The following is a 16,246-nucleotide window of genomic DNA, read 5'->3' on the forward strand; positions in this document are numbered from 1 at the left end:
GTTGAGCCGATGCTGGTATGCTAAAAGACAGGAGTAGTGATGAAATTAAGAACAAAAGCTAAGGCGCTTAGGGGACGTCTAAGGGTACCAGGTGACAAGTCAATTAGCCATCGTGCAGTCATCTTTGGTGCTATAGCAGAGGGGCAAACGGTGATTCATGGTCTTTTAAGGGGGCAAGATGTTTTAGCCACTATTCAAGCCTTTCGAGACCTAGGTGTCACCATTTACGAGTCAGCTGATAGTTTAATCATTGAAGGAAGAGGTTTTAAAGGCCTAAAGCCAGCTCAAAAGCCTCTAGACATGGGCAATTCAGGTACTTCTATGCGCCTGCTTGCAGGGCTATTAGCAGCACAGGATTTTTCGGTGCAGCTGCTTGGAGATGATAGCCTATCAAGGCGTCCTATGGATCGTATTACCATACCATTGTCTCTAATGGGAGCAGAGCTATCTGGTCAAGGAGAAAAAGAGCTTCCACCACTAATTGTAAAGGGCTGTCAGGAGTTGCGGCCGATCCATTATCAGCTGCCTGTGGCGTCTGCTCAGGTCAAGTCTGCTATTTTATTAGCTGCTTTGCAAACACAGGGAGAGACTGTTATTCTTGAAAAGGAATTGACAAGAAATCATACCGAAGAGATGATTGAACAATTTGGTGGAAAGCTCTCAGTAGCTGGAAAGCAAATCAGTATCAAAGGACCGCAGCGTTTGCAGGGACAGATCTTACAGATTCCTGGTGATATCTCTAGTGCAGCCTTTTGGCTAGCTGCTGGTCTGATTGTTCCGGGGTCAGATCTTGTGCTCGAAAATGTAGGGATTAATCCTACGCGGACAGGTCTTTTGGAGGTTATTGAGAAAATGGGTGGCCAGCTTTCTTATCAGGCTGTTGATAAGGACATACAGTCTGCTAGCTTAAGGGTCTCTTATTCCAGCTTAAAAGGTGTTGAGATTTCTGGTGACTTGATTCCCCGCTTGATTGACGAATTGCCTGTCATTGCTTTGCTGGCAACTCAGGCACAGGGAACGACTTATATCAGGAACGCTCAAGAATTACGGGTCAAGGAAACTGACCGCATTCAGGCTGTTACTGATGTATTAGGACAGATGGGTGCTGATATTCAGGCGACAGAGGACGGTATGGTGATTAGAGGCAAAACACCATTACATGGTGCAGCTGTCAGTACCTGTGGAGATCATAGAATTGGCATGATGACAGCTATTGCAGCCCTACTGGTTGAAGAAGAACAGGTCACCCTAGAGCGAGCAGAAGCTATCCTGACTTCTTATCCTGACTTTTTTAAGGATTTAGAGAGGTTATGGCATGACTAAGCTGTTATTAGGATTTATGGGAGTTGGTAAGACGACAGTTGCAGCCCAATTAGATGAGCATTTTTTGGATATGGATAGGCTTATTGAGGCTAAAATAGGCATGAGCATATCAGCATTTTTTTCCTATCGTGGTGAAGCAGCCTTTAGAAAGCTTGAGTCAGATACCTTACAGGAAGTGCTGGCACTTGATAGTAAGGCTATCGTATCAACTGGTGGAGGTGTTGTCCTTAGTAAGGCAAACCGAGAATTAATCAGAAAAAATCACAAACATAATATCCTCTTAACAGCCTCCTTTGAGGTTTTGTATGACAGGCTTAAAAAAGATAGGCTGTGCCAAAGACCACTGTTTTTAAACCATTCTAAAGCAGAATTCTATGCTATTTTTCAGCAGCGCATGGCCTTGTATGAGGGATTGGCAGACAAAGTGATTAATGTTGAGCATAGAACACCAAAGGAGGTTGCAGCAATCATTGCCAATATGTCGTAACTGCTGAGGATTAGACTTTTGGCCTCCTATTCGCAGCCCAGCTTTTCTTAATGATTAGGTATGAAAAGCTAATAATAGGATGAAATAAAGTTGAATTCTAACGATTTTAGAGGACAATCTCGTTAATATAGGTTATAATAGAATCATTAGACAAAGAATAGAAGAAATTGTATTAGAATACTAAGAGTTGGAAGAGCATGACGAGATACCAAAAGGGTGGTCTAAGCCACCACGAAGAATTACGATATTTTTATTTATTAAGAAATTTAAATTATTTGACTGAGACTGAACGCAGAGAATTTACCTTTTTAAAGTCAAAGATGGAGTCAAGGGCTATGCCTTCTCGTTCTCAGCGCTCCTTGACTCATTATACTAGGGGTGGGCGTGACGATTATGCTCAAGCTTCACAGGATAATGCTGATGCTTATGATATGAGTGATGAGCAACAGGCTGGACCTAATGGCCTGCCTCTTTATCCGAGATCAGAAAGACGTAGCAAAAGGCATCAGCAAAAGCCAATACTAGCCCCTCAGCAGGACTTCTATGATGACCCAGATCAGGCGATCTATGAGGAGCTTGCGCCTGAGGCTATGCCTAAAAAGGGTAGAAGGAAAAAAAAGAAGGGACGTCTGAGACGTTTTTTCAGAGTACTCTTTTTCTTGTTGCTGCTGCTTGTTGCAGGGATAGCTTTCATGTTTTTCAAGGGAATGATGGACGTGTCTACTAACAAGGCCAATTATAAGCCAGCAGTTTCGCAGGTCTTTCATGGTCAGGATACTAGCGATGGCACTAATATTTTAATTCTAGGCTCAGACCAGAGGATTACGCAAGGCTCAACAGATGCTCGAACAGATACAATCATGGTGGTTAATGTTGGCAATAAGGAGAATAAAATCAAAATGGTCTCCTTCATGAGAGATACCTTGGTTAATATTCCTGGCTATAGCTATAATAATCAGGATTCCTATGATTTAAAATTGAACGCCTCCTTTAATTTAGGAGAGCAGGAAAATCATCAAGGAGCAGAATTTGTGCGTCAGACACTCAAGCATAATTTTGATATTGACATTAAATATTATGTCATGGTTGACTTTGAAACCTTTGCTGAGGCTATTGACACACTGTTTCCAGATGGTGTTACCATTGATGCCAAATTTGCTACTGTAAATGGCGAAGCAGTCGCTGCTGTTGATGTACCAGATGATTTACGAATGAAAGACGGAGTGGTTCCCAACCAAACCATAACGGTTGGTGAGCAAAAAATGGATGGTCGTACCCTGCTCAACTATGCTCGCTTCCGAAAGGACGATGAGGGTGATTTTGGTCGGACCGTACGTCAGCAGCAGGTGATGGCTGCTATCATGTCTCAAATCAAGGATCCAACCAAGCTCTTTACAGGCTCAGCAGCTATTGGTAAGATTTATGCCCTAACCTCAACCAATGTCTCCTTCCCATTTGTCCTTAAAAATGGAGTGTCCGTCTTGACTAATGGCAAAAACGGTGTGGAGCATGTGACGATTCCTGAAAATGGGGATTGGATTGATGAATATGACATGTATGGTGGTCAGGCTCTCTTTATTGATTTTGCTAAGTATCAAAATCGATTATCTAAGCTGGGATTACGCTAAGATATGCTATAATGAAGGGTAACGATGGTTGCTCTTCTTTTTTGAGTGATTAGTGTAGTAAAAGAAAAGGAAAGTAAATGTTAAGTAAAAACGATATTGTTCAGGTGGAAATTTCTGATTTAAGCCATGATGGCTTAGGAATCGCTAAGCATGAGGGCTTTGTTTTCTTTGTTGAAAATGCTCTTCCAGGTGAAATCATTCAGATGCGTGTCCTAAAGGTCAATAAAAACAGTGGCTTTGGCAAGGTAGAGGCCTATCTAACAACCTCACCGGTGCGTCAAGAAAAACTTGATGTGACCTATCTGCGCACAGGTATTGCTGATTTGGGGCACTTGCTTTATCCGCAGCAGCTGCTCTTTAAGCAAAAGCAGGTTCAGGATAGTCTCTATAAGATTGCAGGGATTAGCAATGTTGAGGTCAAAGAAACAATTGGTATGGAATATCCTTATGCTTATCGAAATAAAGCCCAGGTTCCTGTTCGTCGTGTCAATGGTCAGCTAGAGACTGGTTTTTTCCGTAAGCATTCTCATGAGCTAGTACCGATTTCTGATTTTTACATTCAGGATAAAGAAATTGATCGCTTGATCGCCTTTACACGCGACCTTTTGCGCCGTTTTGACATCAAGCCCTATGACGAAAAAGAGCAGTCAGGCCTGATTCGTCATCTTGTGGTTCGTCGTGGGCATTATTCAGGAGAAATCATGCTGGTTTTAGTGACAACACGACCTAAAATCTTTCGTATCAACCAGATGATTGACAGCCTCGTCGCAGAATTTCCAGCGATTACTTCTATCCTGCAAAATATCAATGACAAGCCTACTAATGTTATCTTTGGTAAGGCGTTTACAAGACTCTATGGAAAAGAGACAATCACAGATACGATCCTGGGCAATCAATACTGTATTTCTGCTCAGTCCTTCTATCAGGTCAATACAACAATGGCTGAAAAGCTCTATCAAACAGCTATTGATTTTTCTGAATTGACCGCTGACGATGTGGTGATTGATGCCTATTCAGGCATTGGAACCATCGGGCTATCCTTTGCTAAAGAAGTCAAAGCAGTATACGGTGTCGAAGTGATCGAAGCAGCAGTGCGTGATGCCGAGAAAAATGCAGCGCTAAACGGTATTACCAATGCCTACTATGTCGCTGACAGCGCTGAAAATGCGATGGCAAACTGGTGTCAGGAGGGCATAAAGCCAACAGTTATCATCGTAGACCCCCCACGAAAGGGACTAACTGAGAGCTTTATCAAGGCCAGTGCAGCAATGCAGCCTGACAAAATAACCTATATATCCTGCAACCCCGCCACCATGGCGCGTGACATCAAGCGCTACGAGGAACTCGGCTATAAACTCCAGAAAGTGCAGCCAGTAGACTTGTTTCCAATGACACATCATGTGGAGACGGTAGCATTATTGTCCAAACTTAATGTCGATAAGCATATAAGTGTTGAAGTAGAGCTGGATGAACTTGATTTGACAAGTGCGGAGAGCAAAGCTACTTATGCTCAGATTAAGGAATATATATTAGAAAAATTTGGTTTGAAAGTTTCAGCACTCTATATTGCCCAGATTAAAAAGAAATGTGGAATAGAGTTGAGAGAAAATTATAATAAGTCAAAAAAAGAAAAACAAGTTATTCCACAATGTACACCGGAAAAAGAAGATGCTATTATGGATGCGTTAATGCACTTTAAAATGATTTAAGAGAAGGGAGGGGTATTATATGAGGTGGATATTAAAAATAATCTTGTTTCCAATAATATTACTTCTATCAATACTAATTTCTTTTCTAAAATTCATAATTAGTGTTAGTGGAATGATTTTAGGGATATTATCATTCTTAGTGGTGTTAGGTTCGATTGCAGCACTTATACAAAAAGATACAACTACCTTTATTCAGGCATTGATAATAGCATTTTTGATAAGTCCTTATGGACTACCTAAAATAGCATTATGGATTACAGCATATATTGAATTTGCAAGAGATAGATTGAAAGAAATATAAAGAAACTATTGAGGCGATAGAGAAAAATACTATCGTCTTTTTTCATGCCAAAAATTGAAAAGAAAGGAGGGGACGATGTGAGTATGTATTTATTTGATGAACAGCCTATTGTTGCAAATAAAGCATTGGCAAGAGCGCTAGGGTTAAATGAAGCCTTAATATTGCAACAAATAAATTATTGGATTGAGATAAATAAGAAGTACGGTAAAAACTATCATGACGGGAAATATTGGACATACAATTCTATAAGGGCATGGCAAGAAAAAGACTTCGACTATATGAGTGTTGATACAGTAAAAAGAACTTTTGCTAAGCTCGAAAAGGCGGGTTATCTTTTGGTAGGAAACTATAATAAAGATCCAAGAGATAAAACAAAATGGTATACGATAAATGATGAAAGATTAGAAGAATTATATCTTGAATTTAACAGGAAAAAACTGGAGCATGAAAGAAAAATTTTAGAGAAAGAAAGTCAAAACGCTATGCACAATGCATTAGGGCAAAATGCCCCAATGGAAGAGTGCAAAATCCACCAATGCAATGACGCATATAGCATTGATGCATTTGATGAAAATCCACCAATGCATTATGGCAGCTTGCATGAACCATTACCAGAGATTACTACAAATAATTCATCAGAGAATACTTCATATATTTCATCAGAGAATTCCTCCCACCTACCCATCCATAAATATGAGGACTTGTATATGAGGGACGGATTGGAGGGAGGGACTAAAAAAATAAAATCATATAAATCCTGTTTAGAAGAACTTAGAGAAAGTACAGGGTATAACGAACACATGGAATTAGGAAATAAGATTATTGCAAAAACATACGATGAAATTATTAGAGTTTTAGCCGATGTAATGATATTAAATGCAGATGATACAGTTACTATCAATCAAACAAAATTACCTGCATATATAGTTCAAGAGAGATTTAGAAGTTTAGATTCATCGCACATGGAGTATCTCGTAAATGCTTTATCAGAGAATGAAGCTAAAATAAGAAATGTCAGGGCATTTATTTTAACGGCGGCATATAATGCACCAAGCAATATGGATGCCTATTATACAGCACTTGTTAGTTATGACATGAGGGAAGGAGGACTTTAATGATAAATGAAGAAATTGCAAATAGAGTAATAAGTATTGAAATAAATGTATTTAAAGCAACATATCAAGAGATATTAAATCATATCAATAAATTACATCAGCGATCAAAACAACATGGCAGTTTAGGGAAATTAGTTAAAGCTGAAGGTAGTGAAGTAAAGCTCAAGGATATGGTAAAGAAAGGTCAGCTTGAAGAAATTCCGGTTGAAGAAGCGGAGCTTAAGGAACTGAAAAGAGAACTTAATCGGTATGGTGTTAAGTTTTCAGTGATGAAGGATAAGGAAACAGGAAAATACTCTGTATTCTTTCAAGCCAAAGATATGAAGGTTATGGATAGAGCCTTTAAGCACGCATTAGCACAGTCTGAAAAGAAAACGGAAAGGAAAGAATCTATTCACAAGAATATTGAGAAGTTTAAGGAAATGGCTAAGAACTCTGTTTCCAAAGATAAAATCAAGAATAAACAAAAGGAGCAGAGCCTATGATAGATAAAATATTAAAGGACATCAAAGGCTTATTTAAGGTGCAGGATAAGGCAAAGTTTGTAAAGCAAAACATTCCCCATCTTGCATTTTTCTATTTAGGAAACATCTTTGCCCATCATGTGAGAAGCTATACCGGTGGTGATGTCATAGATAAAATCTTTCAGGGAATATTAGAGCTTAATACCATGAGTTTTCTTCCAAGTATTCATCCGGTGGATGTAATCATAGGAGTCGGAGTGGCTGTACTGATTAAATTTATTGTCTATACCAAAGGGAAAAATGCTAAAAAGTTTAGACAGGGAAAAGAGTATGGCTCAGCAAGATGGGGAAATAAGAAAGATATTGAGCCATACATGGATGAAAAGTTTCAAAACAATATCTTGCTTACCCAGACAGAACGCCTAACTATGAATGGTAGACCGGCTAATCCAAAGTATGCTCGTAACAAGAATGTACTTGTAATCGGTGGATCAGGAAGTGGTAAGACAAGATTTTATGTCAAACCTAACCTTATGCAGATGCACTCGTCATATTGTATAACCGATCCGAAAGGAACGATAGTCATTGAATGTGGCAAGATGCTTGAAGACAATGGATATGAGATAAAAATTCTAAATACCATAAACTTCAAAAAATCCATGAAATACAATCCCTTTGCCTATATCCGTTCTGAGAAAGATATACTCAAATTAGTGCAGACAATCATTGCAAATACAAAAGGTGAGGGAGAAAAAGCGGGTGAAGATTTTTGGGTCAAAGCGGAAAAACTCTACTACACAGCACTTATCGGATATATCTTCTATGAAGCTCCAAGAGAAGAAAAGAACTTTGCAACGCTCCTTGATATGATAGACGCTTCAGAAGTAAGAGAAGATGACGAAACCTATATGAATCCGATAGACAGACTCTTTGAAGCACTTGAGAAAAAGGAGCCTACGCACTTTGCGGTCAAGCAATATAAAAAATATAAATTGGCTGCGGGAAAGACAGCAAAATCTATTCTTATATCTTGTGGTGCAAGGCTTGCTCCATTTGATATTCAGGAACTACGGGACTTGATGAAAGAAGATGAACTTGAGCTTGATACACTGGGAGATAGAAAGACAGCACTCTTTGTTATTATCTCTGATATAGATGACACCTTTAACTTTGTAGTGTCTATTATGTATTCACAGTTATTTAATCTACTTTGCGATAAGGCTGATGATGTGTATGGTGGCAGGCTTCCTGTTCATGTAAGATGCTTACTTGATGAGTTTGCAAATAGTGTGACACGTTCTACGCCCAAAGCGGTAGGAATAACCGACAAAAGCGTAGCCTAAAGTCACAAATAATTTAATAATGTGGTTTTAGAGAACTGCATAACTGAAATCTCAAATGAAGGGGTAACGCCCTGAAGGGGATTCGCTAATACTCCGAATAGCGTTGGTCGGATACAGACGACTAAGGTTATAAGCTCGGAGAAGTCGTGCGAAGCACACCCTAAAGTAGAAATACTAGGAAAGATACCTAGAGGTAGGTGTTGTGTGTGACAGTGCGGGCGGGGTTATCATATGGTTAGAATGACCAAATAAGTGGTCTGACAAAATTCCGAATGTACGGCTCTAAACGAATGGCTGGTAGAAATGCCAGTGTACCAATGGGTACGCAAGTGGGGTAGAGTAAAAGTTGTTAGTATGACATACCCTCTGTGTTAACAGGACACAGGTATCTTGAGAAAACTCTTGAAGATAATACTTGCAGGGCTAAAGGAATGACCTAAGTGGTAACAATCCTAAGTTATGTGGAACGTGGAAAGCAACCAATACGGGAGCTGACTGTATCAGCGACAAAGTACCGTAGTTGTATCGAAAATGAAAAGGCTGAAAGAACCTTTTCTACAATAAGTGCATTGGTGGTTGTGAGAGTAGTGGCACAGTACCGTTGAAACCATGATAATAAGCGGTGGAGGGATAGCCACAAGCCGATACTAAACTTTCTTTCATGTCTATATAGTAATCACCAAAAGGAGATTTTCATAGCTGTCGTGGTGCGACTAAGAAAAAATCATTCTCCGCTAAGGAGTTGGTTACTATGGCAAAACGAATTGTAAATAAAGCAGAACGAAATGCAGAAAGGTATGACGCTAAAGAAATAGGATATCAGCTTTATGAAGAGAGCCTAAACGGTAAGAGATTTGATAGGCTCATGCCAATGATTGTCTCTGACCAAAACATCATACTTGCATATCGAAATATCTGCAAAAATAACGGGAGTAAAACTCCAGGTACAGATGGTAAAACGATTGTAGAAATACAGAAATTACCTATCGAAATGGTCATAAAAACCATCAGAAACAAGTTGAACTACTATCAACCAAAGAATGTCAGACGAGTAGAAATTCCGAAAGATAACGGAAAAACAAGACCTCTTGGTATTCCGAGCATTTGGGACAGGCTAATACAACAGTGTGTCTTACAGGTACTAGAGCCAATCTGTGAAGCTAAATTTCATGAACGAAATAATGGTTTCAGACCATATAGGTCTACGCAAAACGCAATAGCACAGTGCTATAAAATGGCACAGTTACAAAATCTGCACTTTGTTGTAGATGTAGACATTACAGGATTCTTTGATAATATTGACCACTCAAAACTTATCCGTCAGTTATGGGGATTGGGAGTACAGGACCGAAAGCTGATTATGATAATCAAGCAAATGTTAAAAGCGGATATTCTGTTCAAAGATATCGTCATCACACCAGAAACAGGTACACCTCAAGGTGGTATTTTATCTCCGCTACTAGCTAATGTAGTGCTGAATGAACTGGACTGGTGGGTTGCTAATCAGTGGGAAATGTTCAAAATCAAAGAGGGAAGTACAGGCTACGAGTTTACAAAGGTTGATAACGAGGGAAACATACTCACAATAGACCGAACGCAGAAATGGAACAAGCTCAGAGCAAAAACAGGATTGAAAGAAATGTATATTACTAGATATGCAGATGACTTCAAGATTTTTTGCAGAGATTATGCGACAGCTGTCAAGGTAATGAAGGCTACGAAGCTATGGTTGGCTGAAAATCTGCATTTGCAGACAAGTGATGAAAAATCAGGAATTACCAACCTTAGAAAGAACTACACGACTTTTCTTGGAATAAAATTCAAGGTAGTACCAAAAGGGAATAAATGGATTATTCGTTCCCATATGGCAGATAAGAGTAAAGCAAAGGTTATCAGTAAACTGGGTTCTGTTTGGAAAGATATTAAAAACCCAAGCAAACAAAGTGAATTAGATAAAAATATAAGTCTTTACAATGCTATGGTAATGGGAATGCACAATTATTACTGTATGGCAACGCTTGTGTCAGCTGATTTTGCGGAAATAGCCTTTAAGGTTACAGGGAAAAGCAACGGAATGAATCATAACAGACGATGCTTTCCCATAGAGAAACAAGGCGAAATGACAAGCAAATACATCTTGGAAAAATACGGAAAGTCTAAACAATGTCGATGGATAAATGGTCGTATGATTGTTCCTGTCGGATATGTAGCATACGAATACCCAAAGTATAAAAGGCGTGAGGTCAACAAATATGTGAGGAAATACTCAGACGCTGAAAACTGTATCAGTTTTGAAGTTATGAAATATCTGATGGAAAATGCTCATCTCTATCCTACATTGGAGATGGCAGATAACGCTCTTTCAAGGTATATAGCACAAAAGGGAAAATGTGCGGTTACGCATAATGCCCTAACTGTTTCGGATATGATGTGTGAACACATTAAGCCTTGCAAAGGAGAAAGAAACGATACTTACAGGAATTTAATTATTCTCTCAAAAGAAGTATCGGATTTGGTAGGAGAAGAAAATAGCAATAAAGTAAGTAAGCTACTCAAAAACCTACCATTGACCAAAGAAATGCAAGATAAAATCAATAAGCTTCGTGAACACAGGGAGCTAGAAATGATACAATTCGAGGACTATATAGGCACTAAAAAGTAAGATTTAGTCGGTGGAACGCCGTGTGATGGGAAACTATCACGCACGGTGTGGAGCGGGGGAAAAGCCCGAGGTGGCAACACCAGAGGCTTACCTATCGCTATTCGGCTTAATTCCAAAGTTTGAGAAGCTCATAGCGACAATCCGTTCCAGAGAAATTTCAGCAAGCATCATTTTGCAAGCACAATCACAACTAAAGGCAATCTACAAAGACAACGCTGATACAATCGTAGGTAACTGTGATAGTACCTTGTTTCTTGGAGGTAAGGAAAAGACTACATTAAAAGAACTTTCTGAAACACTTGGTAAAGAAACTATCGACCTTTACAATACATCGGAAACAAGGAGCAATCAAAAGAGCTTTGGACTTAACTATCAAAAAACAGGCAAAGAGCTGATGAGTCAGGATGAGATTACGGTTATGGATGGTGGAAAATGTATCTTTCAGCTTAGAGGTGTCAGACCTTTTCTTTCAGATAAGTACGATATTACAAAGCACAAGAACTATAAGCTGCTTGAGGACTATGATAAGAAAAATTTATTTGATATAGAAAGCTACATGAAACGGAAAGGAAAAGCAAAACTGAATAGGGAAACAGTTATTACAAGAATGCAGTAAGTCTACAAAATAGATTTGCTGCTTTTTTATGCAAAAGTAAGGAGGCAAGATGATAAGGATCAGAAGTCCCACTGAGTAAAAAACTAAATAGTATGAGTATAGCGATTGGAAAAGTAATACTTCCGGTCGCTTTTTTTATTGAAATGAAAAGGAGAAATTTTTAATGAAACAAGAAATGATTAACATCAACGCCAATTTAGTGGCAGAGCCTACTTTCTCAAGTTTTGAAAAAGAGGGCGAAGAAGTAGAAGTTGTAAACTTTACGCTTGTAAAAAAGTATGGAAAAGGAAAGGAATATATCAATTGTGCAGCCTACGGAGAAAAAGCAGAGAAAGCAAAGGACTTTGAAAAAGGCAATCTGATTCATGTATTCGGCTACTTTAAGAAGCGTGAAAAAGAGGGAAAGACTTACAAAAATTTTGTAGTGAAGTCATACAACAAGATTGAAAAGAAAGAAGAAAATGAGGAGGAATAAATTATGGAATTTTTCGCACAGGCAGTAAATGTATTAAAGATTTTGGTTATGGCAGTAGGAGCAGGACTTGGAGCATGGGGTGTCATTAACCTTATGGAGGGATATGGTAATGACAATCCCGGAGCCAAGAGCCAAGGGATCAAGCAATTGATGGCGGGAGGAGGCATTGTCCTTATCGGACTTAAGCTGATTCCGCTTCTTGCAAATGTACTCAAGTAATAAGAAAAGGAGAGCTTAGATGTTTGGAATATTCGACAAGATAGAAGAATTCTTTAAAGAGCTTCTACTGGGGGGTATCCAAGCAAACTTAGAGTCCATGTTTCTTGACATCAACGACAAGGTTGGTGCAGTTGCAACAGATGTAGGTAAAACGCCTATGGGGTGGAACGGAGATGTATTTGCTTTTATCAAGAGCATTAACGATTCGGTCATTATTCCCATAGCGGGACTAATCATCACAGCAGTTCTTTGTATCGAGCTTATCAATATGGTTATACAGAAAAATAACCTACATGATAATACGGATACCTTTGAATTTTTCAAGTACATCATCAAGATGTGGATTGCTGTATGGTTAGTATCTCATGCCTTTGAGTTTTCAATGGCGGTTTTTGATGTGGCACAGCATATGGTAAATAAGGCGGCAGGGGTGATAAACACCTCTGCCACCGTTTCCGGAGATCAGATAGTGGCGATGATGGATACCCTAAAAGAAAAGGGACTTGGAGAGCTTGTCATGATTCTCTTTGAAACCTCGCTCATTAAGGTTGCCATACAGGCAATTTCCATAGTAATTATGCTTGTGGTTTACGGAAGGATGTTTGAGATTTATGTTTACTCATCGATTTCAGCCATTCCATTTGCCACAATGGGAAACAAAGAATGGGGGCAGATTGGAACAAATTACATCAAAGGATTATTTGCACTTGGACTACAAGGACTCTTTTTAATGGTTTGTCTTGGAATTTACGCAGTATTAGTTAAGACGATTGAAATAACAGATATACACACAAGCATCATGACGATACTTGGCTATGCGGTTTTGCTGGGGTTAATGATGCTAAAGAGCGGAACACTGGCCAAAAGCGTATTAAATGCACACTAAAAAAGAAAGGAAAGATAGTATGAATAAAAGAAAAACAGTATTTACAGCAGTAGTAATTGGAGCAGGCATTATGGAGGTAATTGATAGAATCAGACTTCATAACAAGGTAGAAGAATTGGAAGAAAGGACACAGGACATTGGTCGCTGCCACAATGATTTTTGCTTGATGCAGCAAAGATATAACAAAAATACAGATGAACAGCTTGCAATTATTCAGGAAGAAATCGGCTCTGTATATGAACACTTTGAGGAGCTGTCAAAGGACAAGGAATATGGGAGGTAAGCTATGGCGTATGTACCAATCCCAAAGGACTTAAAGAAGGTTAAGACAAAGGTAGCATTTAACTTAACGAAAAGGCAGCTCATAGGATTTACCATTGCAGGACTTGTTGGAATACCGGTCTATTTATTTATGAGAAAGGTAGTACCAAACGATATAGCTGTCATATTTCTGATTGTGTCCACACTTCCAATCTTTTTCATCACACTTTTTGAAAAGGATGGACTGACCTTTGAGAAATATTTTAAGCATGTCTATCTTCATAAGTTTTATCAGCCGGCAAAGAGAGTGAGAAAGGAGGTTTACCTTGAACAAGAACAGAAAAATTCAGCAACTAAAGTTAGAAGAAAACAAAAAGGCGTTAAGAAATCAAAAACAGGACTTAAAGAAAAGTAATATTAAGTCAAAAAAAGACAAGGGAGGAATCCTTGATCTTATCTTTAAGAAAGAACAGAAAAGATATACGGTAGAAGATACCATTCCCTATCTCAGACTCTTAAAAAGTGGGATATGCCAGCTCGATGAAAAGCACTTCAGTAAAAGCATAGCCTTTCAGGACATTAACTATCAGCTTGCTTTAGATGAAGATAGGGATTTGATTTTTAATCAGTTTGCAAACTTTCTAAATTCCTTTGATCCAAGCATAGCGATTGAGTTTTCCTACATCAATCAGCTTGGACGAAACGAAGAAATGAAATCGGCAATTCAGATACCGGATAAAGGGGACGGTTTTGATGATATACGACTTGAGTTTAGAGAGATGCTAAAAAGTCAGATTGTAAAGGGAAATAACGGACTGAAAAAATCAAAGTATGTAACCTTTACAGTAGAAGCTGATAATTTAGAGCAGGCTACATCAAAACTTGAAAGACTGGAGATAGATATACTATCTAATCTCAAAAGCATGGGGGTAAGAGCTGAAAGCCTTACAGGAGAGGAAAGGCTAAAGATACTTCACGATATATTAAATCCGAATAAGACCTTTGAGTTTTCCTACAAAGACCTGAAGAAAAAGGAGAGTACCAAGACATATATCGTGCCTGATGAATTTAACTTTATACCTTCAAGGTATTTTAAGTTTGGGAAGTTTATCGGAGCAACAAGTCATTTTCAAATCCTTGCAAGTGAGCTTTCAGACCGTATGCTATCAGAGTTTTTGGATATTGATGATAACATCAATATATCTTTTCATATTAAGGCGATTGATCAGTCAGAAGCCATCAAGATGGTAAAACGAAAAAACACCGATATTGATAAGATGCGAATTGAGGAAAACAAGAAAGCTGTAAGGTCAGGCTATGACATGGACATTCTTCCAAGTGATTTAATTACTTACGGAGAAGATGTAAAAAGTCTTTTAAAAGATTTACAGACAAGAGATGAGCGTATGTTTGTTGTAAGTATTGTCTTTATGAATTTTGCAAGGACAGTGCAAAAGCTCGATAACACCATAGCTCAGATAAGCTCCATTGCAAACAAGCATAACTGTAAATTGAAAAGACTTGACCATACGCAGGAACAAGGCTTAGTGAGCGTGCTGCCTCTTGGGGTAAACAAGATTGAAATAGATAGAGGGCTAACCTCATCATCAACAGCAGTCTTTATGCCATTTACCACAGAGGAACTTTTTATCAACTCAAGTAACAGTCTGTACTATGGACTAAATGCTTTAAGTCATAACCTGATTATGGCGGACAGGAAGAAATTAAAGAACCCAAACGGCTTAATTTTAGGGACTCCCGGAAGTGGTAAATCCTTTAGTGCTAAAAGGGAGATGGCAAATGCGATTTTAGTAACGGACGATGATGTGATTATTTGCGATCCGGAGGGAGAGTATGGAAACCTTGTAAGACAGTTTAAGGGAGAAGTGATAAAGGTCAGCAGTAAGTCAAAAGACTACTTAAATCCCCTTGATATAAACATGAACTATGGCGATGGAGATGCACCTCTTAAAGACAAGGCAAATTTCATTATGTCCATGCTTGAACTTGTAGTTGGAGGAAGTGGACTTACAGCAGAAGAAAAGTCGGTTATAGATAGATGCCTTCCTAAAATTTATGAAAAGTATTTTGAAGAGCCAGAGCCTTGTAATATGCCGATTCTTCAAGACCTATACGATATGTTAAAAGGGCAGGAAGAAAAGGTTGGTAAGAAGCTGGCAACGGAGATGGAAATATATGTATCAGGTTCTCTTAATGTCTTTAATCACAGGTCAAATGTGGACTTAAATAAGAAGCTGCTGTGCTTTGATATTAAAGAGCTTGGAAGCCAGCTTAAAAAAATCGGTATGCTTGTCATTCAGGATCAGGTGTGGAATAAGGTATCGCAAAACAGAGGAAACAAGGCTACAAGGTACTATATAGATGAGTTTCACTTGCTATTAAAAGATGAGCAGACAGCTTCATACTCGGTTGAGATATGGAAGCGTTTCAGAAAATGGGGAGGTATCCCAACAGGTATTACGCAAAATGTCAAAGACCTACTTATGAGTAAGGAGATAGAAAACATCTTTGATAATACGGACTTTGTCTTAATGCTAAATCAGGCTTCGGGAGATAGGGAAATACTTGCAAGAAAACTTAAAATCTCACTTCCACAGCTTCGGTATGTAACCAACTCCAATGAGGGCGAGGGATTACTTTTCTTTGGAAATACCATTGTGCCTTTCCTTGATAAGTTTCCGAAAGACACAATTCTTTATCAGAAGATGACTACCAAGCCTGAAGAAGTGAGGTAGC

15 protein-coding genes and 2 pseudogenes are annotated in these 16,246 nt (G+C 38.8%); all 17 read left to right on the top strand.

Annotated elements, in window-relative coordinates; translation table 11 throughout:
* Positions 1-39: 39 nt before the first annotated feature.
* The 17 genes and pseudogenes from aroA to I2432_RS03695 all read left to right on the top strand — a co-directional run bounded on the left by aroA (position 40) and on the right by I2432_RS03695 (position 16,245).
* Positions 40-1,323 (top strand): 3-phosphoshikimate 1-carboxyvinyltransferase, encoded by a 1,284-nt coding sequence (aroA, locus tag I2432_RS03615; protein WP_206156330.1) that lies wholly within the window; start codon positions 40-42, stop codon positions 1,321-1,323.
* A complete protein-coding gene (locus I2432_RS03620) occupies positions 1,316-1,810 on the top strand; it encodes a shikimate kinase (protein WP_021320558.1) in 495 nt (164 codons plus the stop codon). Before aroA ends, I2432_RS03620 begins: the two co-directional genes overlap by 8 nt.
* A gap of 197 nt (positions 1,811-2,007) precedes the next feature.
* A complete protein-coding gene (locus tag I2432_RS03625; protein ID WP_042670356.1) occupies positions 2,008-3,438 on the top strand; it encodes an LCP family protein in 1,431 nt (476 codons plus the stop codon).
* Between the two features lie 77 nt (positions 3,439-3,515).
* Positions 3,516-5,147 carry a 23S rRNA (uracil(1939)-C(5))-methyltransferase RlmD gene (gene rlmD, locus I2432_RS03630; protein WP_206158987.1) on the top strand — a complete coding sequence of 544 codons (1,632 nt, stop codon included), beginning with the start codon at positions 3,516-3,518 and terminating at the stop codon, positions 5,145-5,147.
* A gap of 19 nt (positions 5,148-5,166) precedes the next feature.
* Positions 5,167-5,448, top strand: a complete 282-nt coding sequence (locus tag I2432_RS03635) for a CD1845 family protein (protein WP_111689996.1) — start codon at positions 5,167-5,169, stop codon at positions 5,446-5,448.
* Positions 5,449-5,525: 77 nt separating this feature from the next.
* The gene (locus I2432_RS03640) at positions 5,526-6,563 is read left to right on the top strand and encodes a DUF6017 domain-containing protein (RefSeq protein WP_111690549.1); all 1,038 of its coding nucleotides are present in this window, start codon (positions 5,526-5,528) and stop codon (positions 6,561-6,563) included.
* Positions 6,563-7,048 (top strand): PcfB family protein, encoded by a 486-nt coding sequence (locus I2432_RS03645; protein WP_111689997.1) that lies wholly within the window; start codon positions 6,563-6,565, stop codon positions 7,046-7,048. Before I2432_RS03640 ends, I2432_RS03645 begins: the two co-directional genes overlap by 1 nt.
* Positions 7,045-8,313: pseudogene (locus I2432_RS03650) on the top strand (VirD4-like conjugal transfer protein, CD1115 family); the annotation flags it as partial. The gene I2432_RS03645 and the pseudogene I2432_RS03650, both read left to right, overlap by 4 nt.
* A 497-nt stretch (positions 8,314-8,810) precedes the next feature.
* Positions 8,811-8,975, top strand: coding sequence for a hypothetical protein (locus tag I2432_RS03655; protein WP_154803975.1), 165 nt, complete (start codon positions 8,811-8,813; stop codon positions 8,973-8,975).
* Positions 8,976-9,121: 146 nt separating this feature from the next.
* A complete protein-coding gene (gene ltrA, locus I2432_RS03660) occupies positions 9,122-11,032 on the top strand; it encodes a group II intron reverse transcriptase/maturase (RefSeq protein ID WP_206158988.1) in 1,911 nt (636 codons plus the stop codon).
* A 103-nt stretch (positions 11,033-11,135) separates the two neighbouring features.
* A pseudogene (locus tag I2432_RS03665) lies at positions 11,136-11,648 on the top strand (type IV secretory system conjugative DNA transfer family protein); the annotation flags it as partial.
* A 163-nt stretch (positions 11,649-11,811) separates the two neighbouring features.
* Positions 11,812-12,123: a single-stranded DNA-binding protein gene (locus tag I2432_RS03670; RefSeq protein WP_111690001.1), complete on the top strand. Its 312-nt coding sequence runs from the start codon at positions 11,812-11,814 to the stop codon at positions 12,121-12,123.
* A 3-nt stretch (positions 12,124-12,126) separates the two neighbouring features.
* Positions 12,127-12,342 carry a Maff2 family mobile element protein gene (locus I2432_RS03675; protein ID WP_000394022.1) on the top strand — a complete coding sequence of 72 codons (216 nt, stop codon included), beginning with the start codon at positions 12,127-12,129 and terminating at the stop codon, positions 12,340-12,342.
* A 19-nt stretch (positions 12,343-12,361) separates the two neighbouring features.
* On the top strand, positions 12,362-13,228 hold the full coding sequence (locus tag I2432_RS03680) for a VirB6/TrbL-like conjugal transfer protein, CD1112 family (RefSeq protein WP_111690002.1): 867 nt from the start codon (positions 12,362-12,364) through the stop codon (positions 13,226-13,228).
* Between the two features lie 19 nt (positions 13,229-13,247).
* Positions 13,248-13,511: a conjugal transfer protein gene (locus tag I2432_RS03685; RefSeq protein ID WP_111690003.1), complete on the top strand. Its 264-nt coding sequence runs from the start codon at positions 13,248-13,250 to the stop codon at positions 13,509-13,511.
* A gap of 3 nt (positions 13,512-13,514) precedes the next feature.
* Complete coding sequence (locus I2432_RS03690) at positions 13,515-13,904, top strand: PrgI family protein (protein ID WP_111690004.1); 390 nt, start codon at positions 13,515-13,517, stop codon at positions 13,902-13,904.
* Positions 13,816-16,245 (top strand): VirB4-like conjugal transfer ATPase, CD1110 family, encoded by a 2,430-nt coding sequence (locus tag I2432_RS03695; RefSeq protein WP_165619934.1) that lies wholly within the window; start codon positions 13,816-13,818, stop codon positions 16,243-16,245. Before I2432_RS03690 ends, I2432_RS03695 begins: the two co-directional genes overlap by 89 nt.
* Position 16,246 lies beyond the last annotated feature (1 nt).

The sequence above is a fragment of the Streptococcus equi subsp. zooepidemicus genome (assembly GCF_015689395.1).
Classification (GTDB): Bacteria; Bacillota; Bacilli; order Lactobacillales; family Streptococcaceae; genus Streptococcus; species Streptococcus equi.

Excerpts from the sequence above, each read along its gene's own strand:
- I2432_RS03690 (WP_111690004.1), top strand. The coding sequence starts at position 13,515 with ATGGCGTATGTACCAATCCCAAAGGACTTAAAGAAGGTTAAGACAAAG.
- aroA (WP_206156330.1), top strand. The coding sequence starts at position 40 with ATGAAATTAAGAACAAAAGCTAAGGCGCTTAGGGGACGTCTAAGGGTA.
- I2432_RS03625 (WP_042670356.1), top strand. The coding sequence starts at position 2,008 with ATGACGAGATACCAAAAGGGTGGTCTAAGCCACCACGAAGAATTACGA.
- I2432_RS03680 (WP_111690002.1), top strand. The coding sequence starts at position 12,362 with ATGTTTGGAATATTCGACAAGATAGAAGAATTCTTTAAAGAGCTTCTA.
- I2432_RS03675 (WP_000394022.1), top strand. The coding sequence starts at position 12,127 with ATGGAATTTTTCGCACAGGCAGTAAATGTATTAAAGATTTTGGTTATG.
- I2432_RS03645 (WP_111689997.1), top strand. The coding sequence starts at position 6,563 with ATGATAAATGAAGAAATTGCAAATAGAGTAATAAGTATTGAAATAAAT.
- I2432_RS03670 (WP_111690001.1), top strand. The coding sequence starts at position 11,812 with ATGAAACAAGAAATGATTAACATCAACGCCAATTTAGTGGCAGAGCCT.
- ltrA (WP_206158988.1), top strand. The coding sequence starts at position 9,122 with ATGGCAAAACGAATTGTAAATAAAGCAGAACGAAATGCAGAAAGGTAT.
- rlmD (WP_206158987.1), top strand. The coding sequence starts at position 3,516 with ATGTTAAGTAAAAACGATATTGTTCAGGTGGAAATTTCTGATTTAAGC.
- I2432_RS03620 (WP_021320558.1), top strand. The coding sequence starts at position 1,316 with ATGACTAAGCTGTTATTAGGATTTATGGGAGTTGGTAAGACGACAGTT.
- I2432_RS03685 (WP_111690003.1), top strand. The coding sequence starts at position 13,248 with ATGAATAAAAGAAAAACAGTATTTACAGCAGTAGTAATTGGAGCAGGC.
- I2432_RS03635 (WP_111689996.1), top strand. The coding sequence starts at position 5,167 with ATGAGGTGGATATTAAAAATAATCTTGTTTCCAATAATATTACTTCTA.